23 protein-coding genes are annotated in these 23772 nt (G+C 41.3%); 11 read left to right on the forward strand and 12 right to left on the reverse strand.

All coding sequences use genetic code 11. From position 1 onward, the window contains the following. Positions 1-409: 409 nt before the first annotated feature. Positions 410-1204 carry a DUF2993 domain-containing protein gene (locus tag HWQ43_RS15550; RefSeq protein ID WP_292735359.1) on the forward strand — a complete coding sequence of 265 codons (795 nt, stop codon included), beginning with the start codon at positions 410-412 and terminating at the stop codon, positions 1202-1204. A 446-nt stretch (positions 1205-1650) separates the two neighbouring features. On the opposite strand, the gene HWQ43_RS15555 is transcribed toward HWQ43_RS15550, so the two are convergent. The 8 genes from HWQ43_RS15555 to HWQ43_RS15590 form a co-directional block, all read right to left on the reverse strand. Continuing rightward, positions 1651-3042: a UDP-glucose/GDP-mannose dehydrogenase family protein gene (locus tag HWQ43_RS15555; protein WP_292735300.1), complete on the reverse strand. Its 1392-nt coding sequence runs from the start codon at positions 3040-3042 to the stop codon at positions 1651-1653. Positions 3043-3191: 149 nt separating this feature from the next. Next, positions 3192-4142: a UDP-glucuronic acid decarboxylase family protein gene (locus HWQ43_RS15560; protein WP_292735302.1), complete on the reverse strand. Its 951-nt coding sequence runs from the start codon at positions 4140-4142 to the stop codon at positions 3192-3194. Between the two features lie 468 nt (positions 4143-4610). Next, positions 4611-6749 carry a cation:proton antiporter gene (locus HWQ43_RS15565; protein WP_292735305.1) on the reverse strand — a complete coding sequence of 713 codons (2139 nt, stop codon included), beginning with the start codon at positions 6747-6749 and terminating at the stop codon, positions 4611-4613. Positions 6750-6897: 148 nt separating this feature from the next. Then, positions 6898-7554, reverse strand: a complete 657-nt coding sequence (locus HWQ43_RS15570; protein WP_292735362.1) for an HAS-barrel domain-containing protein — start codon at positions 7552-7554, stop codon at positions 6898-6900. A 121-nt stretch (positions 7555-7675) separates the two neighbouring features. Continuing rightward, positions 7676-7873, reverse strand: coding sequence for an NAD(P)H dehydrogenase subunit NdhS (locus tag HWQ43_RS15575; protein ID WP_094351697.1), 198 nt, complete (start codon positions 7871-7873; stop codon positions 7676-7678). A 160-nt stretch (positions 7874-8033) separates the two neighbouring features. Beyond that, positions 8034-9347 (reverse strand): rod shape-determining protein RodA, encoded by a 1314-nt coding sequence (gene rodA / locus HWQ43_RS15580; protein ID WP_292735310.1) that lies wholly within the window; start codon positions 9345-9347, stop codon positions 8034-8036. Positions 9348-9507: 160 nt separating this feature from the next. Then, on the reverse strand, positions 9508-10578 hold the full coding sequence (locus tag HWQ43_RS15585; RefSeq protein ID WP_292735312.1) for an Mrp/NBP35 family ATP-binding protein: 1071 nt from the start codon (positions 10576-10578) through the stop codon (positions 9508-9510). A gap of 267 nt (positions 10579-10845) precedes the next feature. Next, positions 10846-11370 carry an SRPBCC family protein gene (locus HWQ43_RS15590; RefSeq protein ID WP_292735314.1) on the reverse strand — a complete coding sequence of 175 codons (525 nt, stop codon included), beginning with the start codon at positions 11368-11370 and terminating at the stop codon, positions 10846-10848. A gap of 451 nt (positions 11371-11821) precedes the next feature. Here HWQ43_RS15590 and hemF point away from each other — a divergent pair, with 451 nt between their 5' ends. Then, a complete protein-coding gene (gene hemF, locus HWQ43_RS15595; RefSeq protein WP_292735317.1) occupies positions 11822-12862 on the forward strand; it encodes an oxygen-dependent coproporphyrinogen oxidase in 1041 nt (346 codons plus the stop codon). Positions 12863-13137: 275 nt separating this feature from the next. Next, the gene (locus HWQ43_RS15600) at positions 13138-13506 is read left to right on the forward strand and encodes an STAS domain-containing protein (protein WP_292735320.1); all 369 of its coding nucleotides are present in this window, start codon (positions 13138-13140) and stop codon (positions 13504-13506) included. A 56-nt stretch (positions 13507-13562) separates the two neighbouring features. Here the strand turns inward: HWQ43_RS15600 and HWQ43_RS15605 are convergent, their stop codons facing one another. Continuing rightward, entirely contained in the window at positions 13563-14168 is a 606-nt protein-coding gene (locus tag HWQ43_RS15605) for a chromophore lyase CpcT/CpeT (RefSeq protein WP_292735323.1), read from the reverse strand. Positions 14169-14377: 209 nt separating this feature from the next. On the opposite strand from HWQ43_RS15605, the gene psb29 reads away from it, so the two are divergent. Then, complete coding sequence (gene psb29 / locus HWQ43_RS15610; protein WP_292735326.1) at positions 14378-15085, forward strand: photosystem II biogenesis protein Psp29; 708 nt, start codon at positions 14378-14380, stop codon at positions 15083-15085. 132 nt (positions 15086-15217) lie between these two features. Here psb29 and HWQ43_RS15615 read toward each other — a convergent pair whose 3' ends face one another. The 3 genes from HWQ43_RS15615 to HWQ43_RS15625 form a co-directional block, all read right to left on the reverse strand. Continuing rightward, positions 15218-15580 (reverse strand): phage holin family protein, encoded by a 363-nt coding sequence (locus HWQ43_RS15615; RefSeq protein ID WP_292735328.1) that lies wholly within the window; start codon positions 15578-15580, stop codon positions 15218-15220. 465 nt (positions 15581-16045) lie between these two features. Further along, positions 16046-16738, reverse strand: a complete 693-nt coding sequence (locus tag HWQ43_RS15620; protein WP_292735332.1) for a biopolymer transporter ExbD — start codon at positions 16736-16738, stop codon at positions 16046-16048. 42 nt (positions 16739-16780) lie between these two features. Continuing rightward, positions 16781-17509, reverse strand: a complete 729-nt coding sequence (locus HWQ43_RS15625; RefSeq protein ID WP_292735335.1) for a MotA/TolQ/ExbB proton channel family protein — start codon at positions 17507-17509, stop codon at positions 16781-16783. A gap of 387 nt (positions 17510-17896) precedes the next feature. Here HWQ43_RS15625 and trmB point away from each other — a divergent pair, with 387 nt between their 5' ends. The 7 genes from trmB (at position 17897) to HWQ43_RS15660 (ending at position 23464) form a co-directional block, all read left to right on the forward strand. Next, a complete protein-coding gene (gene trmB / locus HWQ43_RS15630; RefSeq protein WP_292735338.1) occupies positions 17897-18544 on the forward strand; it encodes a tRNA (guanosine(46)-N7)-methyltransferase TrmB in 648 nt (215 codons plus the stop codon). Positions 18545-18977: 433 nt separating this feature from the next. Then, positions 18978-19253: a hypothetical protein gene (locus tag HWQ43_RS15635; protein WP_292735341.1), complete on the forward strand. Its 276-nt coding sequence runs from the start codon at positions 18978-18980 to the stop codon at positions 19251-19253. A gap of 127 nt (positions 19254-19380) precedes the next feature. Beyond that, the gene (locus tag HWQ43_RS15640; protein ID WP_292735344.1) at positions 19381-19818 is read left to right on the forward strand and encodes a nitrogen fixation protein; all 438 of its coding nucleotides are present in this window, start codon (positions 19381-19383) and stop codon (positions 19816-19818) included. Between the two features lie 43 nt (positions 19819-19861). Beyond that, positions 19862-20074, forward strand: a complete 213-nt coding sequence (locus tag HWQ43_RS15645; RefSeq protein WP_292735347.1) for a hypothetical protein — start codon at positions 19862-19864, stop codon at positions 20072-20074. A 176-nt stretch (positions 20075-20250) separates the two neighbouring features. Continuing rightward, positions 20251-21411 carry an aminoglycoside phosphotransferase family protein gene (locus tag HWQ43_RS15650; protein WP_292735350.1) on the forward strand — a complete coding sequence of 387 codons (1161 nt, stop codon included), beginning with the start codon at positions 20251-20253 and terminating at the stop codon, positions 21409-21411. Positions 21412-21440: 29 nt separating this feature from the next. Beyond that, entirely contained in the window at positions 21441-22538 is a 1098-nt protein-coding gene (locus tag HWQ43_RS15655) for a T3SS effector HopA1 family protein (RefSeq protein WP_292735353.1), read from the forward strand. A 755-nt stretch (positions 22539-23293) separates the two neighbouring features. Further along, complete coding sequence (locus HWQ43_RS15660) at positions 23294-23464, forward strand: hypothetical protein (protein ID WP_292735356.1); 171 nt, start codon at positions 23294-23296, stop codon at positions 23462-23464. Positions 23465-23772: the final 308 nt, after the last annotated feature.

Below are 23772 nucleotides of genomic sequence, written 5' to 3' on the forward strand. Positions count from 1 at the left end.
TTATATAAATGGAGATTCTATAGTTAGAGTAACTAAAGATTTTCTGGAACTAAAATATAAAGATAGTGCTAGCATTCAGATTACTTAATACAATCAGTAATATTTGACACAGTTAACTTCTAACTATCAGTCATTCTATACCTATCCATCAGCACAATTCATCAAGGATCGCTTGCTGTATTCTTTAGAGTTTGTTACAAAAGTACAAAGAACTTCTAGAGACCCAAAACCACATGTTCCTACTTTGTCTAATGCGAATATAAAAACTCTAGTAATAAATTATACATCTAATTATAAGTCATCAGTCATTCTATACCTATCCATCAGCACAATTAATCACGGGATCGCTTGCTGTATTCTTCACGATTTGTTACAAAAGTACAAAGAACTTCTAGAGACCCAAAACCACATGTTCGGCGGACTTACTGGTTTACAAGATCCTAAAGGCACAGATTGGGGAGAGCGGATGCTCAACACGGTCGCCAGCCAAACGATTCGCCACCTGTTTACCCAAAGCGAGTCAGTAGAAGTCTTTGTGCGCTGCTACCCCTCCAGCAAGCTCTTGCAAGGCAGCATTGATAGCTTCAAAATGAGCGGTCGTGGCTTGGTGATTCGGAAAGATTTCGCGGTTGAGGAGATGTCGTTTGAAACTGATGCGGTAGCCATTGACTTCGGCTCGGTTTTAAGTGGCAAACTTAGCCTTAAGCAGCCCACTCAAGCGATCGCTCAAGTCATATTATCAGAAGCAGGCATAAACCAAGCCTTTAATGCGGAACTGGTGAAAAAGCGCTTGCTTAACCTTACCGTGCCATCACTGACAGAATTATCTGGCGGTGAACCAGTTTCCTTTACGGATGTTCAGATACAGCTATTGCCAGAAAATCGCTTACAGCTTGTAGCAAAAGCAGATTTAAACAATGGCGAACTCGTACCCCTGAGCATGATTTTAACTGTAGGTATTGAAAGGCGGCGGCGAGTTTCTTTCAAAGATCCGAAAATTCAACTTGACCAAGTGCCAGAAGCACAACGGGAAATCTCGCAGACCTTGAGCGTAGCGCTGGTAGAAATTTTAGATAATATGGTCGATTTGGATCGTTTTGACCTTGATGGAGTGAAAATGCGCCTCAACCGCTTAGAAACTGAAGGTCAAAAAATTATTTTCAGTGGATATGCTGAAATTGAACGTATTCCACATAGCGCTTAATATGATAGTTTCACGCAAAGAAGGCAAGTAAAATTTTTTAATGTAAGTTCGTCTAACCTCTCCTTACCTTGAACTAAAGTCCAAGTCTGTCCCTTTCCGAGTCGGCAAGGGACAATTTTGCTTAGTCAAGATTTAGCTAATCAGACTAATCAGACGGACACTATTATGAATAATACCAATTTGAAAAATGATTGCGACAGATGGAAAACTAAAACACTTATCCAATAGATGTTTCACAATCTAAAATCTAAAATCCAAAATGGTATAAACAGTCGAATTCAGGTTTTTTTAGCATTTTTGTGCGAAGCTCTAAAACAAAATTAAATACCGCCTAGATAGTTCTAGGCGGTATTGTAAATCTTTCAGTTTTTAAAAGAGTTGGAGTTAGGAATTATGGACTATAAATTGCAAGCAATTCTTATCCATTATTGATCGCTCATCACTTTTTATCTTCCCACACCTACATATTGGAATCCTGCACGAATCAGTGTTTCGGGGTCAAGGAAGTTACGACCATCGATGATAACGGGGTGGGCCATCAGTTTCGCCATCTTCACATAGTCCAGAGTGCTGAACTGCTGCCATTCGGTAACGAGTACTAAAGCATCGCAGCCATCAGCTAGTCTTTCGGCATCGGTTTCTACTAACACCCCAGAAAGACCATGACGCATACCTGTTTGGGAAATAATGGGGTCGTAGGCTTTGACTTTGGCTCCTAGTCGGTTTAGCTGCTCAATTAAAATTAGGGCTGGAGCATCGCGCAAATCGTCGGTATCGGGCTTAAAAGTCAGTCCGAGTAGTCCGACTGTTTTGCCTTTGAGAATTTTCAGAACTTGTTGGAGTTTTTCCAAAGCAATCAACCGCTGACGTTCGTTGACGCTGACAGCGGATTTCAGTAGCTGCGCTTCATAACCATAGTCATCAGCAGTGTGAATCAGAGCGGAGACATCTTTGGGAAAACAAGAACCACCCCAACCAATACCAGCTTGTAAAAACTTGTTACCAATGCGGGAATCTAGACCGATACCTTTAGCTACTTGGGTGACATCAGCACCGACGCGATCACAAATATTAGCAACTTCGTTAATAAAACTAATCTTAGTTGCTAAAAAGGCATTAGCGGCGTATTTAATCATCTCCGCGGAACTCAAGTCTGTTGCCAAAATTGGCACAGGGGGTAAAGATTGATCGTCAGCGTACTTGCGTTCTACAATTGGGGCATACAGCTGTTGCATTAAGGCTACTGCTCTTTGGCTATTGCCTCCTAATACAATGCGATCGGGGTTAAAGGTGTCGTGAACTGCCGAACCTTCGCGCAAAAACTCTGGATTGCTGACTACATCAAACTCGGCTACAAATTCAGGTAATTTATCATCACTCGGCACTCCACCTGCGGGTATCAGTGTTTTCTGACGCTCTGCAACACCATCTAGAACAAGCATCCGCACCCAGTCACCAGAGCCAATGGGTACTGTAGATTTATTCACTATGACTTTATAACCACCGTTGAGATTTTCCCCAATCCCACGGGCTACAGCTTCGACGTAACGAGTATCACTTTCACCAGTAGGTAAAGGTGGTGTTCCCACAGCAATAAACAGGATTTCTCCGTGGGAAACTCCAGCCGCCAGATCGCTAGTAAAATGAATCTTCCCTGTTTGAATAGCAGACTGCATAATTTCTGAGAGTCCCGGCTCAAAAATTGGAGACTGCCCAGACTTCATTAACTTAACTTTTTCTTCGTTGTTGTCTACGCAAATTACATCATGCCCAATATGAGCCAAGCAAGCGCCTGTAACTAAACCAACGTAACCAGTACCAATCACGCAAACACGCATTTATTTAACTCCTCACTATATTTGGGCTTAATCTTCAAAAAGAAGTTCTCAATTTTACACTTACACATTTCGGAAAACTCAGCAACTAAATATACTAGCTACTGATGGGATTAGCCTGTATGAAAATTTAGAGCGACGCTAGACGTAACTCAGGTGGTTGAATTATTGACATCGCTTTGAACGCGATCACGAAAATCTTCTATTGTTAGTTTTAAACCTTCTTGCAGAGGAATGGTAGGTTCCCAATTTAACCAAGTTTTTGCCTTTGTGATATCAGGCTGGCGACGTCGGGGATCGTCAGAAGGTAGTGCCTCGAACTTAATCTGCGCATCTGGATTGATCATATTTTGCACAGTTTGTGCCAATTGTAAAATTGTGTATTCACCAGGATTGCCCAGGTTCATTGGGCCAATGTAGTCGCTATTCATTAGGCGGATGAATCCTTCTACCAAATCGGAAACGTAGCAGAAACTACGAGTTTGTGAACCATCACCGTACACGGTTAAAGGATTACCCTGCAAGGCTTGAACTATAAAGTTACTCACCACCCGACCATCATTTTCTAACATTCTCGGCCCGTAGGTGTTGAATATCCGCACAACTCGAATATCAACTTTATTTTGCCTGTAGTAATCAAATGCTAGAGTCTCAGCAATTCTTTTACCTTCGTCATAGCATGAACGTATTCCAATGGGATTGACGCTACCTCTATACTCTTCAGTTTGGGGATGAACTTCTGGATCTCCGTATACTTCACTAGTGGAAGCTAAGAAAAACCTTGCTTTCACACGTTTAGCTAGCCCCAACATATTCAGGGTTCCCATCACGTTAGTTTTAACAGTTTTAACTGGGTTGTACTGGTAATGTACTGGTGAAGCAGGACAAGCTAAATGATAAATTTGATCGACTTCTAACCGAATTGGTTCGGTAATATCGTGACGGATCAATTCAAAGTACGGATGGCCTAACCATTTCAAAATGTTGCGTTTATGACCAGTGTAAAAATTATCCAAGCATATTATTTCATGCCCAGCAGCCATTAGTCGGTCGATGAGATGGGAACCAATAAACCCAGCACCGCCCGTCACCAAAATTCTCATAGTTTCCCAGTTACTTACAAATATTTTCAGTAGCTATTGCACTTACTTTTAGATTACCCACCTTGGGTACAAAAATACAAAACAAAAAAAAGAATAAGGCTCAATCAAAAATTGTTGTTGAACTGACCTATTTTTTCACAGTTGTAGTTCTGTTATATTTTTACCTGTTTTCTTAAGAATTCAATTAGCAAAATAACAAAAATTGTTTAAAAGTTGCTTGTTATTCAGCCGATCTTTATCAAATCTTCAAAAATATAAAGTATTTTTACGGTTATTAAGTTTTTAATTGGATACCAAAAATTAGTCGAGATCGGGTTGACACTCGCGCTACAAATATATGCAAAGAATACAGATGTAAATCCCTACAGCCGATTCATTTATTGCCAATATTTTTGGAAATTTGATGCCTCCGGCGGACTACGCTAACGCAGCCCAAGTCCACTTACTTGAACTGTATTCTGCCTTACATCATACAGCAGATGTAATGCTGCTAACCGTGGTAGATATAATTAAATTTGTGGTTTGAGTGCGTTGCGGTTCTCCAAGCATGATAATTGAGCAGGTGAGTTGTCTGGCTAGCTGGGTTGTGACATCGCTAATGGCTAATCCGCCAGGACTGGTGCGATTACGTATAAAAGGTAAAACTACTAAGTCATATAATCTTGCTGCCTGCAAAATTGCTTGGGCAACATTTTCGTGAGCAATGATTTGAATTTCTGGGGCATTGGCTAAAGCCAATTTTGATACCAGTAGTGATAGATGCGATCGCCTCCAAGCAATTTTACTAGAACTAGTGCGGCGATCGCACACATTCAGCACAGTAATGTGGCTCTGATTTGCCTCTGCTAGCATCTGGGCAAATTGTACAGGTTGTAATGTTGGTGCTGTTAAATTTTCTATTGGTACTAAGATCCGCTGAATTTTTTTCGGTGATTCTACTAAACGTGTCACCACTACTGGACAATGGGATGCCCAAAGCACACCATCAATCACATTCCCAAATAAACGCGCTCGCAACCCAGTCCGTTTACCCCAACCCATAACAATTAAATTAGCCTTTTGTTCGCGGGCTGCTCTGCTAATTCCTTGAGCAAAGGCATCATCAATTCGCAGCATTGGTTCTGCGGCTACGCCCAAGGCTCGACTTTGTGTCGTGGCTTTATTCAATAACCACTCACTCCGTTGTAGAGATGCTTCTAACTGGGGTGCATCCATGTGAGCAGCAGCAGTAGCGATCGCCAGGGGTATAATTTTGCCATGAGACTGACATGCTAATAATGCCGCCATTTCAATCAAATACTGCTGGGTCTGAGGATTATATATAGGTACGACTATAGTAAAAGCACTGTCTGTTTCTGATGTGTTCTCCTCAGCTAGAGGTGGTGCTGGATCTTTATCTGGTGGGGAATTCAAACCAACAGCTATTCGACTGGTCGTCAACGGCCCCAAGGTTGATGTGACGAGCATTAAGACAATCACACTGTGTAATACTTCTACTGGCAGCAACCCAGCCCGATATCCCACTAACGTTGCTGCTAACGTTGTACCAACCTGGGGAAGTGACAGCGACCACATCGTTAGCATTTCTTGCCATTTATAGCGGTAAACCAGTTTTGTCAACAAAGCTGCGATCAATTTACTGATAATCAAACCAACTACGAGCAACAGCGTTAACTTGAGTGTGTTCAGATTATTCACAAAGGCGGGTAAATCGATCAGTAAGCCAAGGTCAACAAAGAAAATGGGAATGAACAGCACACTGCCAATAAAGACCACCTTTTCTTTGACTGGGCCTTCACCCACAGCTTCATTCACCGCCAAACCCGCTAAAAAAACACCAACAATTTTTTCTACCCCAATCAATTGAGCGCCAACAGCTGCCAGAAACACAGAAAGCAACACAAACAAAAACTTGTTTCCTTCATCGTCTCCAGACCGTTTGAAAAATTCTTTGCCTGCCCAATCAAAGCCTGTCACAACGGCCACAGAGTAAATAATTAACCAACCCGACAAGGTGAGTAGTTTCGCAAAGCTGAAGGCTCCAGCATGAGAGACCGCTACACAAATGGCTAATATCAGTACTGCACCAATGTTTGTAAAAATCGTAGCTCCAATGGTGACAGTAACAGCTTCGTTATTTACCACTCCCAAACGGCTGATTATGGGGTATGCCAAAAGGGTATAGGAAGCTAATAAAGAGCCAATTAAGATTGAAGTATTCCAGCTATAGCCTAAAATCAGCCCTACTAAAGTTCCCATGAATAGGGGTAGACTGAAAGTCAAGCTAGCAAACCCAAAGGCACGACTTTTTTTCCGGCGAAACTGTTCTAAATCAATTTCTAGCCCAGCGACAAACAGCAAATAAATTAACCCAATGTCTGATAGTAGGTTAATCATCGGTGAGTCAGACTGAAAAAGATTCCAACCTGAGGGCCCAAGTACTAGCCCTGAGAAAACCAAACCCACTAATCCTGGTAATCTTAGCCGCTCAAACATGATGGGTATAACTAAGATGACCACCAGCAAAATAGCAAAGGGAACAATTGGTTCTTTGCCAAGAACTTGGGAAGTTGGTTCCAGAACAAGAACTTGTGATATTAGTTCCATATATAGAAATTGAAGGGGCTATGGAAAAACAGCGATTACCTTGGGGGCGATCGCCCGATCAATATGAATAAATAGAGAAGCCACCTGACGAAAAATCAAAAATCTTCTTAATTTACACTAACTAGGCAATTATTTAAGAATTAACTACCTAGGGGTGGATTTGACTCAAAATGAAACGTAAGCGATCGTAGTCATCTTTAAGTAGCACACTTAAGCTACGTCCAGCTTTAATGAGCCATTGTCGGTCTGCTTTGCGTAACTGGTATACATCTCGAATGGCAGCTGCGGTTAAAGACTCTATTGGCGCACCATTGATACACAGCAGTGTCCGTAAAAAATCTAGTTCTTCAGTAAATTTAATGATAGCTTCTGGTTCACATCGATAAACAGCTTGATGAATTTGCGGGGGACGGGGTGGAAGATACTGATATACTCTTTGGTTATAACTTTGATTTTGGGAAGATAGTTCAAATCCCACGATCGCAGCCCGGAATTCTGTGCGGAGCATAGCAAATATTTGGGGTTGTTCCTCCCGTAAGTCTTGCAAGGACAACCCTAACGCTCTCGCTCTGTGTACTGAATCTATGGGCATAGTTGTGGCATAATACACTACAGCATAAATTTGATTGCCAGATTCTTCATCTACAGAACAGACCCAACTACCAAAGGGTGGCATTGAGGGAAAGCTTAAATCTTCCGGCTCTAAACACTGAGCTAAAAATTCAGTACTAGTAGTTTCAATCACCTCCGCAATGTGGTTCGGATGGCGATCGCCAGTGGCAAACTGTGGTAGGGGGAGGCGCATGGGAGTGCTGTTAGCGATAGCGGGGCGTTTAGCCCGTGCTGAGTTAAGAGTTAGGAGTTCACGAGTTATGAGTTGAGGAATCATAACTCCTAACTCTTAACTTCTCACTCCTAACTAAGTCTTATTTGGCTTTTTTCCGTCCAGCGGTGGTTTCTACGAGTTCCAATTCGCTCAGGCGGAAGGTAACTAATTTATCCCAGTTACCACCTTCAAATAATACGGCTACTTTGCCGTCACTCACCCGTTGCACGAGTCCTTCGTAGCGATAATAGGTATCTGCGGGATTCTTGACGCGAACAGTTGCTCCAGGCAGAATCATTTTTTTAGCCTCGCTTGTTTCCTTTTAATAGCTTAATACTTGTTAATAGTCATTTGTCATTAGTCATTAACAAAAGACATAGACGCGCCAGCGGCTACTCTACGAGTTCTCCGAAGGAGTACCCGCAGGGTAGGACAAAGGACAAATGACTAATGACGAATCAATAATACTTCTGTCTTTGTCGAAAATTTGCTACCGATTCTACTATTCCCAAGGAAATGAAGTTGGTTAGCATCGCAGAACGCCCATAACTCATCCAAGGTAGGGGAATTCCTGCCACAGGTGCTAAACCAACAGTCATGCCAATGTTGACAATCATCTGAAACACAATCATGGACAAAACGCCAATAGCCAACAAGGAACCAAAGTTATCTTTGGCGGTTTGGGCAATATGCAGTAGACGGAAGCAAATTAAGCAGAAGACAAACAGTACTACTAAACAACCAACAAAACCGAATTCTTCCCCCACTGCGGAGAAAATAAAGTCTGTATGCTGTTCCGGTACGAAATTCAGTTGCGTCATTGGCCCCTTAAACAGACCCCATCCCCAAATTTCACCAGCACCAATAGCAATGCGAGATTGGATTAAGTGATATCCAGCACCGAGTGGATCGTGATCGGGATTCATGAATACAGTTAGTCGGTCTTTTTGATACTCTTTCAAAACATGGTTCCAGGCGAAGACTCCTAATTCACCACCCAGTATATTGAGAGTCCATGCACCGATAGCACTTAAACCAAATCGACGCCAGGGAAGAGTTTGCCAGCCCACAATAGCCATTGCAACTGACCAAATTAATCCTAATGGGCCAAAAGATAGTTCTTTGAATAAAACTATCGGCTCTGTTAAAGGCCAAGATATACTAAACAAAATGGCGGCAACCACCGGAGAAATCATCAGAATTAACCAGCCTGGGTTAGCATTTGCCCAGTAAAGCATTCCTAAGACGATCGCACCAAATACCAGTGATGTTGCTAAATCTGGCTGTAAAAATACTAGTCCCCAAGGTATAGCGGTGATTGCCAGAACGCGGAAAACACCTTCGAGACTAGAAGCAGTCCGCCTGTGTAGCAAGGCTGCTAAGGTGATAATCATGCCGACTTTGGCAAATTCTGAGGGTTGCACGTTAAAGCCGGCGATACTAATCCACCGCTGCGCCCCTTTGGCGCTAGTACCAGCAATCATCACGGCGATTAAACTGAAGTTCGTCAGTGTGTATGTTACCCAGTGCCACTGCATCAAGAGTTCGTAACGGATGCGAGATAAAAATAGGGCTATAAGCACGCCGATACCCGCTACCATCCAGTGCCACCACCAGTCAGTTACTGGCTGCTTCAGTTCCGTACTGAGAATCATCAGGCCGCCAAAAATACTGACAGCAATCGGTAAACAAAAAAGTAGCCAATCTACTTGCTGCCAGGGCTTAACCCAAGACTTCCAGCGAATTTTGGGGAGCGATCGTTTTAACAACATTGTGCCAGTTTAGACTTTAGCTTTAATTGTTGGGAATTGGGAATTGGGAATTAGTCAATATTCAATAGTTATTCTTCCCCAACTTCCCTAATCCCTAACACCCAGTCCCTAGTATTCCCAAGCTATAGCCCAGGAAGTAGATAGAAATTAAAATTTATAATTATGTCAGGGCAGCAACTGATACTTTACCAGCAATGGTAAGAGCGATCGCTGTTAATGCTTTTGCTGAAGCTGAATCTGGGTCGCCAACAACTATCGGTACACCACTGTCACCACCAACTCGCGTGGAAATCTCTAGCGGTACGCACCCCAAGAGTGGCACTCCCAATTCAGCAGCTGTTTTGGAGCCACCACCGGAACCAAAAATGTCATATTGCTTATCTGGTTGATCGGGGGGGATAAAATAGCTCATATTTTCCACGATCCCCAATACCGGAACATTCATCTGCTGGAACATCCGCAATCCCTTGCGAGAATCTAACAGAGCTACGTTTTGCGGTGTGGTGACAATTACTGCCCCTGCCATCGGCACTGCTTGAGTTAAAGTTAACTGAGCATCTCCCGTTCCCGGTGGCATATCTACAATCAGATAGTCCAGTTCACCCCATTCAACTTGATAGAGAAACTGGCGAATTACACCATTGAGCATAGGTCCCCGCCAAATAACTGGTTGATCTCGGTCAATCAAAAAGCCCATTGAAACTAATTTGACGCCGTGATTAAAAGCAGGTTCCAAGATGTCACCTGTTTCACTAGAACGCACAGTAATTTGAGCATCAGACAAACCTAGCATTGTAGGGTCATTGGGCCCGTAAATATCAGCATCTAGCAAGCCGACTTTCGCCCCAGTTTGAGCTAGAGCCACTGCTACATTCACTGCAACCGTACTTTTACCAACGCCACCTTTACCGCTGGAAACAGCAATGATATTTTTGACTCCAGAAATGCCAGTGCGGTCAGGTAAACTTTTTTGCTGCGGTGTTTCTGCCGTCACTTCTATGCTGACATCTGTAACGCCTGGGAGTTTTTTGACAGCTTTCTGACAATCTTCGACAATAAATTCACGTAAAGGACAGGCAGGGGTGGTTAAAACTAAAGTGAAACTAACCTTACCACCGTCAATTGTGACGTTGCGAATCATATTGAGTTCTACCAGACTTTTGCGAAGTTCTGGGTCTTCCACTGGTCGCAAAATTTCTAAGACAGAGCGGGAATCGAGGACATCGTACATAAAAATTCAAAATTCAAAAAGAATAAATACACTATGTGGGGAAAATCTTAGCTATTAACTGGATGCCTTCTTGAGTAAGGTCAGCTAAGTTTTATCACTGTTAGTGCCGTGATAAAACTTAGCAAATAGCATTATTACCTAATTGAATCTTAACTTTGTTTGGGCATTGGAAATTGAAAAGAGGCAGAGGGGCAAGGACAGGGGGCAGAGGGAAAAACTCTTCTCCCTTGCTCCCTGCTCCCCGCTCCCTTGCTTCTTCCGCAGTACCTAAAAATCAAAACAACTGTCATTAAGAGATTTTTTCTTACCAGATACCGCTGGTAATGCCGTCTTTTCTACTGCCTCGACTAAAGATCGTGCAACGCGGTCTGCATAAGGACGGGATAAAGACCAAATCAAGGGCGATAACCAACCCCGTAGGGTTACAGAATAAGACAAACAAGTACCACAAACCGTTGACTCTACTTGGTAAGTTACCCGTTCTTCTATTCCAGGAATCGCCATCACTCGGATACTCAGCATCTCTCTGGGATTGACGCGTTCCACAAAAATTCTGATGGGAATCGGTGAAAAGCGTGTTACAGCTTGAAAAATTAATCCTGGTTTAGGTACTAATCCGTGGGGGACATTAGTACTCTTAAGTTGCGGATGCCAGGAAACATCTGTTAAGTCAACCACTTTTTGCCACAGTTCATCTACAGAAGCAGAACTAATCTCTCGATATGTCCACACTAGAGAAGCGCAAAACCGACGACGTTTGCGGTGGATGAATTTGGATAACCAACCTTGCATTTTCCTAATCCCCCTCCCTAGATACTTTCTGGTAACTCTGGTATGGCGTGCAACTACGATCAACTGCTAAATTAAAACTTTACTCAAAAATGCCCTAAACATAACAAGCCTCGATTCGATACAGACCCAAAGAGCCGACATCAGCAATATGGCAAAAAAGTTCTGAGTAGACCAGTCAAATCCTCGATACTTCAAGCTTAAGACTAAAATTTAGTCTTTATACCAGAATATTCCAATTAATAATTTCAAAAAAAACTAATTCAATATACAAGCCTATACGCATTTGAGGGAAAATAACTCTAGTGATGCCTATCAATCGTATAAATGCTTAACCCAGTAAGAAAAAAGCGGGTTGGGCAAATAGAGCTAGATTGTTGGCGCGTGTTTCCCCCAAATTTTAAAATGAAAAATTTGTGGCTTTCTGGAAATTGTAATTTAGGTTCGGGAATCTATGTTGACCAACTCGCAAACACCAACTGTAGAAGCAGAATCATCAAAGTCTTTGCCAGCACCTGACGCCCAAACTAGGGTCAGTCAGTTTATGAAACAACTGCAAGACGAAATTACCGAATCATTGGGAAAACTAGATGGTGTGGCTAAATTTAATGAAGATAGTTGGGAACGCCCAGAAGGAGGAGGAGGGCGATCGCGCGTGCTGCGAGATGGTGCAATATTTGAACAAGCAGGTGTAAACTTTTCTGAAGTTTGGGGTTCCCATTTGCCAGCCTCGATTTTAGCTCAACGCCCAGAAGCCGCAGGGCATGGCTTTTATGCCACAGGCACTTCAATGGTATTACATCCTCACAATCCTTATGTGCCCACGGTTCATCTAAATTATCGCTACTTTGAAGCGGGGCCAGTGTGGTGGTTTGGTGGCGGTCTTGACTTGACACCTTATTACCCCTTTGCTGAAGATGCGGCACATCTACACAAAACATTAAAGCAGGCTTGCGACCAACATCACCCAGAGTATTACCCAGTGTTTAAGAAGTGGTGTGATGAATATTTCTACCTGAAGCATCGTGATGAGACACGGGGTGTAGGTGGTCTGTTTTTTGATTACCAAGATGGCCAAGGTGCTTTATATCGCGGGCCAAATCCGAATGGAGAAGCGGCTATTTATAGCAATCAGGTGGGAACACCAGCAACCCGTAATTGGGAAGATTTGTTTGGCTTTGTGCAAGACTGTGGCAGAGCATTTTTACCAGCCTACGTACCAATTGTAGAACGGCGACATGGGATAGAGTATGGCGATCGCCAACGGAATTTTCAACTCTACCGCCGGGGACGTTATGTAGAATTTAACTTGGTTTATGACCGAGGCACTATTTTTGGTCTGCAAACCAATGGACGCACCGAATCAATTCTCATGTCCCTACCTCCCCTAGTGCGCTGGGAATACGGCTATCAACCGGAACCCAATTCCCCTGAAGCCGAGTTGTATGAAACTTTCCTTAAACCTCAAGATTGGATTAATTGGACACCCAAATAGTTTTGAGTGCTGTTAGCGGTAGCGGGGCGTTTAGCCCGTGCTGAGTGCTGAGTTAGGAGTTAGGAGTTATGATAATTATCCTGATCTTCCCCGACTCCTTCACCTCACTCATCTCCCTCCTCTCTCCCACTATTTTGGTGAGTTATAACTACTAAAGTTAAGCACTTAGCCGAAAAAGGTGACAATTTTAGCTATAGCTTGTTAATCTCAAGTGACAGCATTAGAAAATTCTGTCACTAGTTAATCTTAAAAGGAATGCCACCGGGAGGGCTTTAGTGATTCATATAGACCAAAAAACTTATACAACCCAAGACGGAAACACTGTTATCGTCTTGACACCATCAGGCCGTCTGGATATCACCACGGCTTGGCAATTTCGTCTGAAGTTACAAGAGTGTATTTCCAAACTCAGTCGCCATGTAGTTGTAAATTTGGCTCAGGTAAATTTTATTGATAGTTCTGGTCTTACGTCTTTGGTAGCTGGAATGCGTGATGCCGATAAAGTCAAAGGCAGTTTCCGCATCTGCAATGTACATCCAGAAGCCAAACTCGTGTTTGAAGTGACGATGATGGATACTGTTTTTGAAATCTTTGAAACAGAACAGGAAGCTTTAGAAGGTGTACCTCGTAGCATTGCCAGCTAAAAAAGAGTTCGAAGTTAAGAGCTAGAAGTTGATTTATAACTCAAAAACTCATAACTTTACCTTATTGAATACTGATTTCGCTTGGTGTAGCGATAAGGCCCCATAATCGCCCCCCAGGTTGCTTTTCCAGTTGCGGGATCAATTCCTTTGTCGTAGCTGTGAAATTCTGTTGCTGTAGCTGCAAAACCTAAAGAAACGTAGATGCTATTGCCAAGATAAGTAAAGCTACAACGAGTCTCTGGTAGTGGGGTAGCGGTAAACTTATAGCGATCGCCAGCTAGTTTCTCTTGAGTAACTGTTAGGATACAACCTGGTAGTAAATCTAATTGTTCGGATGTTAGTGTGTTTAGTAGAGCAGGGTTGTCACCTGCGCCTTTTAATGCACCGGGATCTTGAGGCATATAATATTGTACTTCCACAGTTGCGTCAGAGTCGCTCCTTTGACGCAACCGGATAACCCTCTGGCGGTAAGGTTTATCTAGAGTAATAACGTTAGCCTGTTCGGCAAATAAGGTGATGCTATCTTCTGTGAACAGATTAATCGGTCTTTGCCACAGGCACAGGTGGACATACCAAACTGGTTCTGCTATGGCTTGTTCGCGATTATCAAATTCACCAGCTAGATACTCACCTAAAGCAATTAGCTGCGGCGATAAGTTCATAAATACAAAAAATAAATCATTAAGGATAATAATTTTTGGCTAGTTTTTTAGGAGAAAAGGTCTTATTTGCTGTAGTTACCAGCTTATAAAATACTTTTGATGTGTATATATTGTAAATGAAACCGTAACCCGCTCAAAGCTCAACTTGGCAAAGTAGCCTTTAAGCGAGAAAATAAAGATACGTCGCCCTTAACATTTCTTTTTTCTTTGTGAATAACGTCCGTACAGTCTCTGATACAAAGCGAACTTTCTACAATCTTCACACCCGTCCGATCAACACTATTTATCGTCGGGTAGTAGAAGAATTGATGGTGGAAATGCATCTGCTGTCAGTAAATATCGATTTTAGCTACAATCCAATTTATGCCTTGGGTGTCGTCACTACTTTTGATCGCTTCATGGAAGGCTATCAACCAGAACGGGATCAAGAATCAATTTTTAACGCCTTATGTCAGGCTATAGAAACAGATCCGCAACTCTATCGGCAGGATGCCCAGAGATTGCAAGCTGTAGCTAAAGGTTTGCCAGTTAAAGATTTAATTGGGTGGCTAGGCCAAACTACTCACTTAGATCGAGATGCTGACTTGCAAGCAACCTTACAAGCGATCGCCAATAATCCTAACTTTAAATACAACCGTTTGTTCGCAATTGGTGTATTTTCGTTATTAGAACAATCAGATCCCGAATTAGTCAAAGACGAAAAGCAACTCACTGAGGCGCTAAAAGCGATCGCGGCTGGCTTGCACCTCTCCGATGACAAACTCAACAAGGATTTGGAATTATACCGTTCTAACCTAGACAAAATGGCGCAAGCGCTAGTAGTGATGGCAGATATACTCTCAGCCGATCGCAAAAAACGCGAGCAACGTAAACAACAATCAACTACCCCAGTTGCTCCTCCAAGTTCCAACGAATAGTTAAGAGTTAGGAGATGGGAGTTATTCAATTTTAGATTTGAGATTTTTACTTCAATCCAAAATTAAAAATCTAAAATTGCCAGAGTTTAGAGTCACTAACAACTCATCACTCCTAACTCCTAACTCTTAGCTTTAGACGCCCAATATTTTGTAGATTAAGCTGTTAATTATAGTCAACGTAAATGCGCCAATAACAGCACTCCAAATCCCGTAACGCAAGCGAAAACCTTCTACTAACCAAGCAGCAATACTAAAACAAACCACGGCAATCATAAATGTGAAAATGCCGGATAATAAGTCTAATGTGAGTAGATTTGGTACTGCAAAAATGAGGCTTAAAATTGGTCTGATTATTGCCGTCACGATACCAAGCACTGCGGCAGAAAGAAACGCTTTACCAGGAGTATCAATTTCAACTCCCAAAGGCAATTTACTAATTATCAACAAGCTGATAGCTGTTACTACCCAAACAATTAAAAGCGTCACGATGTTCATGCCACAACCCCTGATACTAATTAGTAATTCGTAATTAGGACACACTGAAATACGCTTGTATCAAGCGCTTTTCAATCTGTTAACCTATTTGGACATCCTTCCCCAATTTGGTATGAAATGTGGATGGTAATTGGTGATTATGTTGCTCAATCTATAGGTGGAAAAATCTTTAAAGCTCAACCAATTATTTGTAAATTAGCAGCTTTTTTTTCTTTAGCCGAGATTTATTCTAGATATCTTTAGGTTTGGTAAAAGGCTTGAAGGGAGAATTGGGAGTGATGAGTGGGGGACAAGGGACACAAGAGAATAACCCATGCCCAATGCCCTTCAGGAGTGCTGAGTGCTGTTAGAGGTAGCGGGGCCTTGAGCCAATGCTAAGTGCTTGAGTGGGAAATCTCACTTATTTACTCAGAACTCAGAACTCGGAACTACTATGCCCCATCCCCAATTCCCCATTCCCCTATCTCATCTTTTAAGAGGAGGTTGGGTTTGTTTGGGTGCTATAGGCGCTTGAGGCGCTGCTGAGTTAGGAACCACCGGAGAAATACCAGGATTGATAGGACTGATGCCTTGCCCAGTTGGAGGCTGAGTGATGCTAGGAAAGGGTACAGAATTAGGTGCTAAGGGGAATTTTGGGGTAATATTCCCTTCGGGATTGATTCCTGGTACTGCACCAGTTCCAGGATTGATTGGGAAAGAGGGGATAGCCAGCTGGTTAGGCGAGTTTATGGGTGGTTGAGATGGGCCAGGAATAATTCCCAAAGAAACGCGATCGCCCCCTACTTGTCTTAGCAAATCTAATGTCTCAATTACATCATTGTAAGTTGCGGTGCGCGAAGCATTCAGCACGACAACGGCATTAGGGTTTGCTTGCAAATACTGTTTTAAACTCTGTCTCAAATCTTCCTGTTTTACAGGCTGTTTTTCTATGTAAGTATTGCCCACAGCATCGATGGTAACAATCACACTTCCACTCTGTGACGTTATTCCAGAGACTGTACTAGGACTGGCTTTAGGCAAATCAACATTTATTGCCTGTTGCCGTGTAAATTGTAAAGCTGCTAATAAAAAAAATGTCAGGATACAAAAAACGACATCAATTAAAGGAATGATTTGAATTTGGACTTCTTCAATTGGAGTATGTAGATTAACTTTCATGTCTCACTCTCAAGCCTGGTTCAGGGGTTGAATTATTGACTATTAATTAGGTGTATTTGGGGGTTCAGGAGGTTCAGAAACTCTAGTCTTTCCTGGCTTGCGGGGTGGAGTGAAATTTTCTGCCACAATTGCGGATGTCCTATTGCTAAAGTCAGGAGGAGACTGGCGATAGAGCAATTCCATCTCATTCCCTGCCTTCCGAAAAACTTTGACTTGGTTGACTACAAAACTTTGAAATAAGCGGTAAAATACCAAACTAATAATGGCAACTATTAGCCCACTTGCCGTGCTAATTAAGGATTCACCAATACCAGTAGTCACCCCAGCAGTAGATTCAGTTCCCAAATCGCCAATCCGAATTGAGCGCAGAGAGTGGATTAAACCCAAAACTGTACCTAACAATCCTAACAACGGCGCTAGAGCAATCACTGCTTCTAAAAGTTTTTCGCCCCGCCGCATCCCAGCTAATTCGTCTTCTGCCGTAGCCTCAAGTGCTAGTCGAAAGGTTTCCGCATCACTTTTCGCTAAACGTAGAGGGGCATAGAGAAAACGCCCGACAGGCTGATGGCTTGCTTGTCTTGCGATGTCGGCAGCTACTTCCCAATTATCCTGAGCAGCATCCAGGATGCGATCGACTATTTGCTTTTCCTGAGTCAACATTCGCAGCCAGAACCACAAACGCTCAAAAATCACACTCAAAGCCAGAATCGATAGAACTAGCAATGGCCACATCGCTGGCCCACCCTTATAAAATAAATCTAAAATATCCACTGTTTAAGTTTCCTTCCTCCACGACTAGAGCAAATGTGTTAAGGCATTTTAATTCTAGAGATTAATGCAAAATGAGGGACTTCCAAAATATAAATTTCTCAAAAACCTAAAAAAACAATGTAAGCATGACGTATTTGACTGAGACTGTTGTACAAACTTGCTGCTGCGTAGGCAATTGAATGATAGACTGATAAATTTTGGCATACTTTTGCTAGACTTCCTTGTAATACCAATTTGAAAAAAATAGATAAGACCCTACCCAACCCTCTACAAGGCTTCGGGGAGGGTGTGCGTCAGTGAGGATGGGGTCTCGGTCGCAAACATTTTTTGAATTGATATAACCTGAAGTTTCACCACAGGATATTTTCACGTAAAGGAGAAAAAATTTTGGCAGCAGTCCGAGTCCGCCAGCATGTTAATCCACTTGGTAAAAAGTATCAAACACCAGCAAGTCCCCTGGACTGGGAAAAAATTTATGCAAAGCCAAATCAACCACTACATTTAGATATTGGCTGCGCGAAGGGACTGTTTTTGTTGGATATGTCCAAGATAGAACGCAACTGGAATTTTCTCGGCTTGGAAATTCGGGAACCGCTGGTGGTGGAAGCTAATAAGTTACGTTCTGAATTAGGTTTAACAAACCTGCACTATTTATTTTGCAATGTGAATAACTCACTGCATTCGCTTTTGTCTGCCCTCCCTCTAGGAAGTTTACAACGCGTTACAATTCAATTCCCCGATCCTTGGTTTAAAACCCGCCACGCTAAACGTCGTGTAGTCCAACCAGAACTAGTGGCAGACTTAGCTAAGTATCTTGCAGTTGGGGGGTTGGTATTTCTGCAATCAGATATGGAATTTGTGGCTGTGGAAATGCGCGATCGCTTTGCTGCTAATTCAGCTTTTCAGAAAGTTGGTACAGGAGAATGGCTAGCCGAAAATCCGCTACCAGTTCCCACAGAACGGGAAATAGGCACTCAAAAAAAGGGTGAGCCTGTCTATAGAGCTTTGTTTGAAAGGGTGAAGAGTACTGACTAGAGATGTTAGTAATATCAACTTTCTCCCACAATTCCGAATTGCAAGTTTTATTGATTAGCCTTAAGACTATTTAGTAGTATAGACTGAAGTCTTACCTATTATCTTGTCGTTAGGTATTGCCTATAATTTGGAAAAATTTTTGGGACATAAATGTTTTATTAAAGGTTAAATTTTTAGTGGAATATTATCTGATAATTAGTGCAAAAATTTGTTTTTATAGTAATTTATAGATATATAACCTTGATAAATAAATAGTTTTAACTAAAAGTGTCGATTTATTATTTGGTGACATAAAAGTTTTATTTATATCTGGTAAAAACTTGTAAAACATAGTTAAATCATTTTCCTCATCCCTAGAATATAGAAAGATTAGGTAATTACACTACTTAGTAATTGAGCCTATATCTAGTTATATATTCTGAGGAAAAGCAAAATGGAAAGGAATAAAAAGAATTCAGATATTAAATTTGACATTAGCAACCTGATTGATAATGCTGTTAACAATGCTGTAGCACGACGGAATCTAGCTGAGGATTTAGAAGATACTTTACTAACTCTGTCTGATGAAGAAATGGCAAACGTTGCAGGTGGTTTAGCAAGTGTTTCTGTTATAAAAGGACCGACCATTGCAGGGGGTATTTTTGTGAGAGAACCGATTACTTGTGGAATAATTGCACAAAATCCGAACTTGAGCGCCCAAGCCTTTTAAGTTGCTAGTAAGTATTAAACTCTTGGACATTTAATTTGCTTATTTAGGTTGATGGAGAGGAGTTTGACCCGAAATTATCTGTCAATCTCCATCAGCTTAAAAATACAATTCACTATAGGTTCAATTTATGGAAGACATCGCTACAGAAAAGACTACACTTTGCCCTAGTGCAAGACCAGAATGGCAAGACAGTATTGTTTTCGGCGTCGTTGGTGGCACAGTCACAGAACCCCGTGTAGCTTATCTTAAGCAGCCACAGGCTGTCACAGATGAACTGATAGCAAAGGCTAGTCCAGTAACACCCACTGAAATTTTTCGGACGGCTGCACCTTGTGCAACTAAGGGTTGTCAACATTTTGATGGTAAAGATTGTCGTCTGGCAATGCGAGTTGTAGAAAATTTACCAACGGTAGTAGAGGATCTACCACCTTGTTGCATACGCCGAGATTGCCAATGGTGGGAGCAGGAAGGTAAGGCAGCTTGTATGCGTTGTCCACAAGTTATTACAGATAATTACAATCCCTCTGAATTACTACTTAAAGTGGCGACACCGACCGTTAGTTAAGCCAAAGCTACAAAGTTTATTGAAGTAATTTAAGGAGAATATCATGTCAATGAACATTTATCACAAACATCTCACAAGTCAAATTGAAATTACAAACTTAATTGAAGAAGCCGTTTTGAATGCATCCGCAAGACGAAAACAAGGTTTAGATCCACAAGAGCCGCTATCAGAATTGTCTGAAGAAGAAGAGAAAAATATTACGGGTGGGGCACTAAGAGATGTGATAATTCTCATCGGTGGCTATTTACTGGGTTAATACTGCTGCGCGTCATTTGTAATTTATATACCGCAGACATTTGATTAATTTGAAATGGATGTTTTATTAACGTCGTGCGGTAGTAGTTTTAAGAATCCTTGCAAAAACAGGTTGTGGTAGTTAAGTTACTACCACTATTTTCTCTACATCAAAATTGGTTGATGCATTTAAAACTTATGACATTTCTCTTAAACTCTCATAATGTTGTCGATTATTTAATTGTACAGGGATTATGGAATCAGTCAGAACAACCACCGATTAAGGTAGAACCACTTACAGCTAAAAACTTTAATTTATTAGTTACTTTGTCAGGCGATCGCAAACTTCTTGTTAAACAAGAACGACACAATCAAGAAGGGAAAGTGGCTGGTGAATTTTTAAGTGAGTGGCGAATGCAAGAGTTTTTAGAACGATTTTCAAACCTTGGCAACTACCGCTTATTTTTACCAGAGGTACTGCATTTTGATAGAGAAAATTCCATTATTGTTTTCAGATATTTGGATGATTATCGAGATTTAATGGATTTCTACACTAAGGAAAATAGCTTTCCTACAGAAATCGCTACGGCAATTGGTAATATTTTAGGGACTATCCATCGTGATACTTTCAACCGCCAAGAATATCAGCAATTCTTTTCTAAAAATTCAGATAATTTCATGGGTGATCAAGTATCATATTTAGTTCGGAGATTAGAACGAGTTGAACCGGAAATTTTTGGTATAGTTCCTGGCGATGGGTTAAAGTTTTTTGCTTTATATCAACGTTATGATAGTTTGGGGCAGGCGATCGCTGAATTGGGTAATGCTGTAACGCCCTCTTGTCTCACCCACAATGATTTGAAACTAAATAATATTCTCCTTTACAAAGATTGGCATAATTCCAGTAATAATATTGTCCGCCTAATTGATTGGGAACGCTCGACTTGGGGAGATCCAGCTTTTGATTTGGGAACACTTATTGGCAGCTATGTACAAATCTGGCTTGCTAGCTTGGTTATCAGTAATTCTTTGAGTATTGAAGAGTCTCTACGCTTGGCAATAACACCTTTAAAACTACTTCAGCCTTCAATTGGTACATTAACCCAAGCTTATTTAAACACTTTTCCAGAAATTCTAGAACATCGTCCTGATTTCTTGCAACGGGTGGTGCAATTTACAGGTTTTGCTTTGATTCAACAGATTCAGGCAATGATTCAGTATCAAAAATCTTTTGGCAATATGGGGATTGCTATGCTTCAGGTTGCTAAGACATTATTAAGCCGTCCTATACAATCGATGCCAACAATTTTTGGTGATGCTGCTGTTGAATTAAATCACCTGAGTAGTTCTGCTGTTTAAATCATTTTGTTATTACTAAAGTAGTTGTTATGCAATTATTAAATTCTCCTCAAACTAAGCTAGAAATTGTTTTAACTGGGAAATTACTGGATATTCTGCAAGATATTGTTCAGAAAATTGAGATAAAATCTGATTTCTCCATCCACCATCCAGATTACAAACCGTTAGAATTACCATCTGAGGCAGTTGAACGTTTTCAGAAGATGCCAACCCAGATGCAACAGAAATATCTGAGTCTGCAATTGCGGAGTTTTCTTTACGGTATCTATTACAACGGTTCTATGCAAAGTACGTTGGCACTAGATGGAGAGGGAAATGGTTTGCCCCTGGATTTGGAGAATAATACTGTTTTAGGGGTAGATGTGGGATTTTATAAGCGATTGCATGAAAGTAATTTTGGAGAGGGCTACTTTGACCCTGGTTGGTCTGTTTTGAGAGAAGAACGCGATCGCAGTTTAGCCGTGACTAAAGGCGGTTTGAGGCTGCATATTGAACGGAATAAGCATCTTCAACCTACTGAAGTGGCAGCTGTGGTAGGTGATTCTGTTGCTATCCAGATGCCGAAGAATCTGGTGCAAAATGGCTTTTACGTGGCAGTTAGCAATGTCGTATCTGAAAGTCGTGAAAATCTGGTACGGGTGTACTTTAACTTCAGCCCTGAAGGTGCAGTGGTGGTTATGAGTAGCTTGACGCGGCGACTGAATGCCATTCCCATTTTCTTCCACTTTAAGGTGCTGTATAACCCAGATGACTACAAGCGTTACGATTCAGGGGTACTGTACTTTGAAAAAGGCAACTATGAAGCTGTCCGGCAAGTCCTTGAGACTGTCTATGCAGAAAACCAATCGCATTTTCAGCCAAAGGTGCCGCTATTCACTATGCAACTTGCACCAGGGTTAGGGTTGGCAGAAGAACCAGACCAAAAGTTTGCTGTTCAAGAAAGCTTTGGGATGAATCGCTGTCAGATTGTGGCAAATGGGTTGCTGACAGCTTGGTATCAAGAGGATAACTCAATTGAGAGGCGAATGAGGGCTATAATTGAGCAATTTTCTTCTTTGGGAATCGAATTGCAGCGTTCATATCTTAATGCCAACTCTGAAGATATTTATACACTTTTAGAACTGTAAAATTTTCATTCCAAAAAAGACTAAAAAAATGCTAAAAAACTTGTTGATAGCTGCTACAGGAGCAGCATTGATTACTCTTGGAGTTGGAGAAGCTTCATATGCAGCAAGCTTAAGTGTCATAGCCAGTGGTTTAGGCTGATAGTTTCACACAAATAGCAGCAATATCAAAAGCTGTATTGAGTTATTATTGAAAATAACCTTTCATACAAATAAATTTAGTTTTTCTGAGAAAAGTGCGAAATTGTTTATTTTTTTCAAGCATCAGTTTAAGCTAACAGCAAATTCCTCAATTTTATTGGGGGATTTTTTTATTGTTTAATCAGGTCAATACTAAAACAATTATGTCCTCTCAAACTAAGCATAACGATAATAATAAAGGGTTTGGCTTGTATCTTGTAACTATAATTTAGTATAGATGTAGGGTGTGTTACGGCGGAACACCTAACACACCCCAATAAACAATTTCAAGATTGTGCGTTGCACGACAACACACCTTACTATTGTTTTATGTTTAATTAAGTTGACCTACTTATCTTCTAACTGTAATTTAGACTAATAACAAAACCCTCAATTCGACTAAGGGTTTTTCAATTTACGTTAATGTCAGTATTAAAATAATTATGTCATTATTAAATACTTGTATATAGTTACTTTTACCCCTTGTTAATGCAAATATATAAGTACAGGGATTAGGCAAAACAGAACCTAATAGTTGCTTGAACACAACAATATAAAATCTCAAAGGAGACAAACCAATGGCTACAATCAAAATTGATAATTTATCTGTGACTGGAAACCAATTTTCCTCTGATTCTGAAAGTTATTTGGATCAGTTAACAGAATTGTCAGAAAGCGATGCTCTCAGCATTCAAGGCGGAATTACACCTGTTATTATTATAACTTTAACTCCATTTTTATTAGGTTAAAGGAAGATCCAAACTAGGCTAGCAAACCCCTCAACTAGGCTGAGGGGTTTTTGATGACACTAAAAGAGGGAATTCAAGCAGTCAAGCTGACTTTTGACATCAACTTGTAAATCAATCTATCCAACTACCTAACTCAAAAATTTTTACCAATTTAACTGGCTCAATTTGTTGTTTAATCCACTCATCAAACAAATCAATGATAATTTACTGACGCGGCTCAAGGGAGACTCCTTGTTCTTCGAGGCGGTAACGCTCGCCGCGCAGATAGCAGTTGTAATAATTTCTGCGTCGTTCATGGCTCGACGAGA

Source organism: Nostoc sp. JL31 (genome assembly GCF_017114965.1).
GTDB lineage: Bacteria > Cyanobacteriota > Cyanobacteriia > Cyanobacteriales > Nostocaceae > Nostoc > Nostoc punctiforme_A.

Bases quoted from the DNA above. Each gene is read 5' to 3' on its own strand.
- HWQ43_RS15640 (WP_292735344.1), top strand. From the start codon at position 19,381: ATGGAAGACATCGCTACAGAAAAGACTACACTTTGCCCTAGTGCAAGA.
- HWQ43_RS15590 (WP_292735314.1), bottom strand. From the start codon at position 11,370: ATGCAAGGTTGGTTATCCAAATTCATCCACCGCAAACGTCGTCGGTTT.
- HWQ43_RS15605 (WP_292735323.1), bottom strand. From the start codon at position 14,168: ATGAACTTATCGCCGCAGCTAATTGCTTTAGGTGAGTATCTAGCTGGT.
- HWQ43_RS15555 (WP_292735300.1), bottom strand. From the start codon at position 3,042: ATGCGTGTTTGCGTGATTGGTACTGGTTACGTTGGTTTAGTTACAGGC.
- HWQ43_RS15550 (WP_292735359.1), top strand. From the start codon at position 410: ATGTTCGGCGGACTTACTGGTTTACAAGATCCTAAAGGCACAGATTGG.
- HWQ43_RS15645 (WP_292735347.1), top strand. From the start codon at position 19,862: ATGTCAATGAACATTTATCACAAACATCTCACAAGTCAAATTGAAATT.
- HWQ43_RS15635 (WP_292735341.1), top strand. From the start codon at position 18,978: ATGGAAAGGAATAAAAAGAATTCAGATATTAAATTTGACATTAGCAAC.
- rodA (WP_292735310.1), bottom strand. From the start codon at position 9,347: ATGTTGTTAAAACGATCGCTCCCCAAAATTCGCTGGAAGTCTTGGGTT.
- HWQ43_RS15570 (WP_292735362.1), bottom strand. From the start codon at position 7,554: ATGCGCCTCCCCCTACCACAGTTTGCCACTGGCGATCGCCATCCGAAC.
- HWQ43_RS15565 (WP_292735305.1), bottom strand. From the start codon at position 6,749: ATGGAACTAATATCACAAGTTCTTGTTCTGGAACCAACTTCCCAAGTT.
- HWQ43_RS15585 (WP_292735312.1), bottom strand. From the start codon at position 10,578: ATGTACGATGTCCTCGATTCCCGCTCTGTCTTAGAAATTTTGCGACCA.
- HWQ43_RS15660 (WP_292735356.1), top strand. From the start codon at position 23,294: ATGGCTACAATCAAAATTGATAATTTATCTGTGACTGGAAACCAATTT.
- HWQ43_RS15650 (WP_292735350.1), top strand. From the start codon at position 20,251: ATGACATTTCTCTTAAACTCTCATAATGTTGTCGATTATTTAATTGTA.
- HWQ43_RS15615 (WP_292735328.1), bottom strand. From the start codon at position 15,580: ATGAACATCGTGACGCTTTTAATTGTTTGGGTAGTAACAGCTATCAGC.
- HWQ43_RS15575 (WP_094351697.1), bottom strand. From the start codon at position 7,873: ATGATTCTGCCTGGAGCAACTGTTCGCGTCAAGAATCCCGCAGATACC.
- HWQ43_RS15620 (WP_292735332.1), bottom strand. From the start codon at position 16,738: ATGAAAGTTAATCTACATACTCCAATTGAAGAAGTCCAAATTCAAATC.
- hemF (WP_292735317.1), top strand. From the start codon at position 11,822: ATGTTGACCAACTCGCAAACACCAACTGTAGAAGCAGAATCATCAAAG.
- HWQ43_RS15560 (WP_292735302.1), bottom strand. From the start codon at position 4,142: ATGAGAATTTTGGTGACGGGCGGTGCTGGGTTTATTGGTTCCCATCTC.
- HWQ43_RS15655 (WP_292735353.1), top strand. From the start codon at position 21,441: ATGCAATTATTAAATTCTCCTCAAACTAAGCTAGAAATTGTTTTAACT.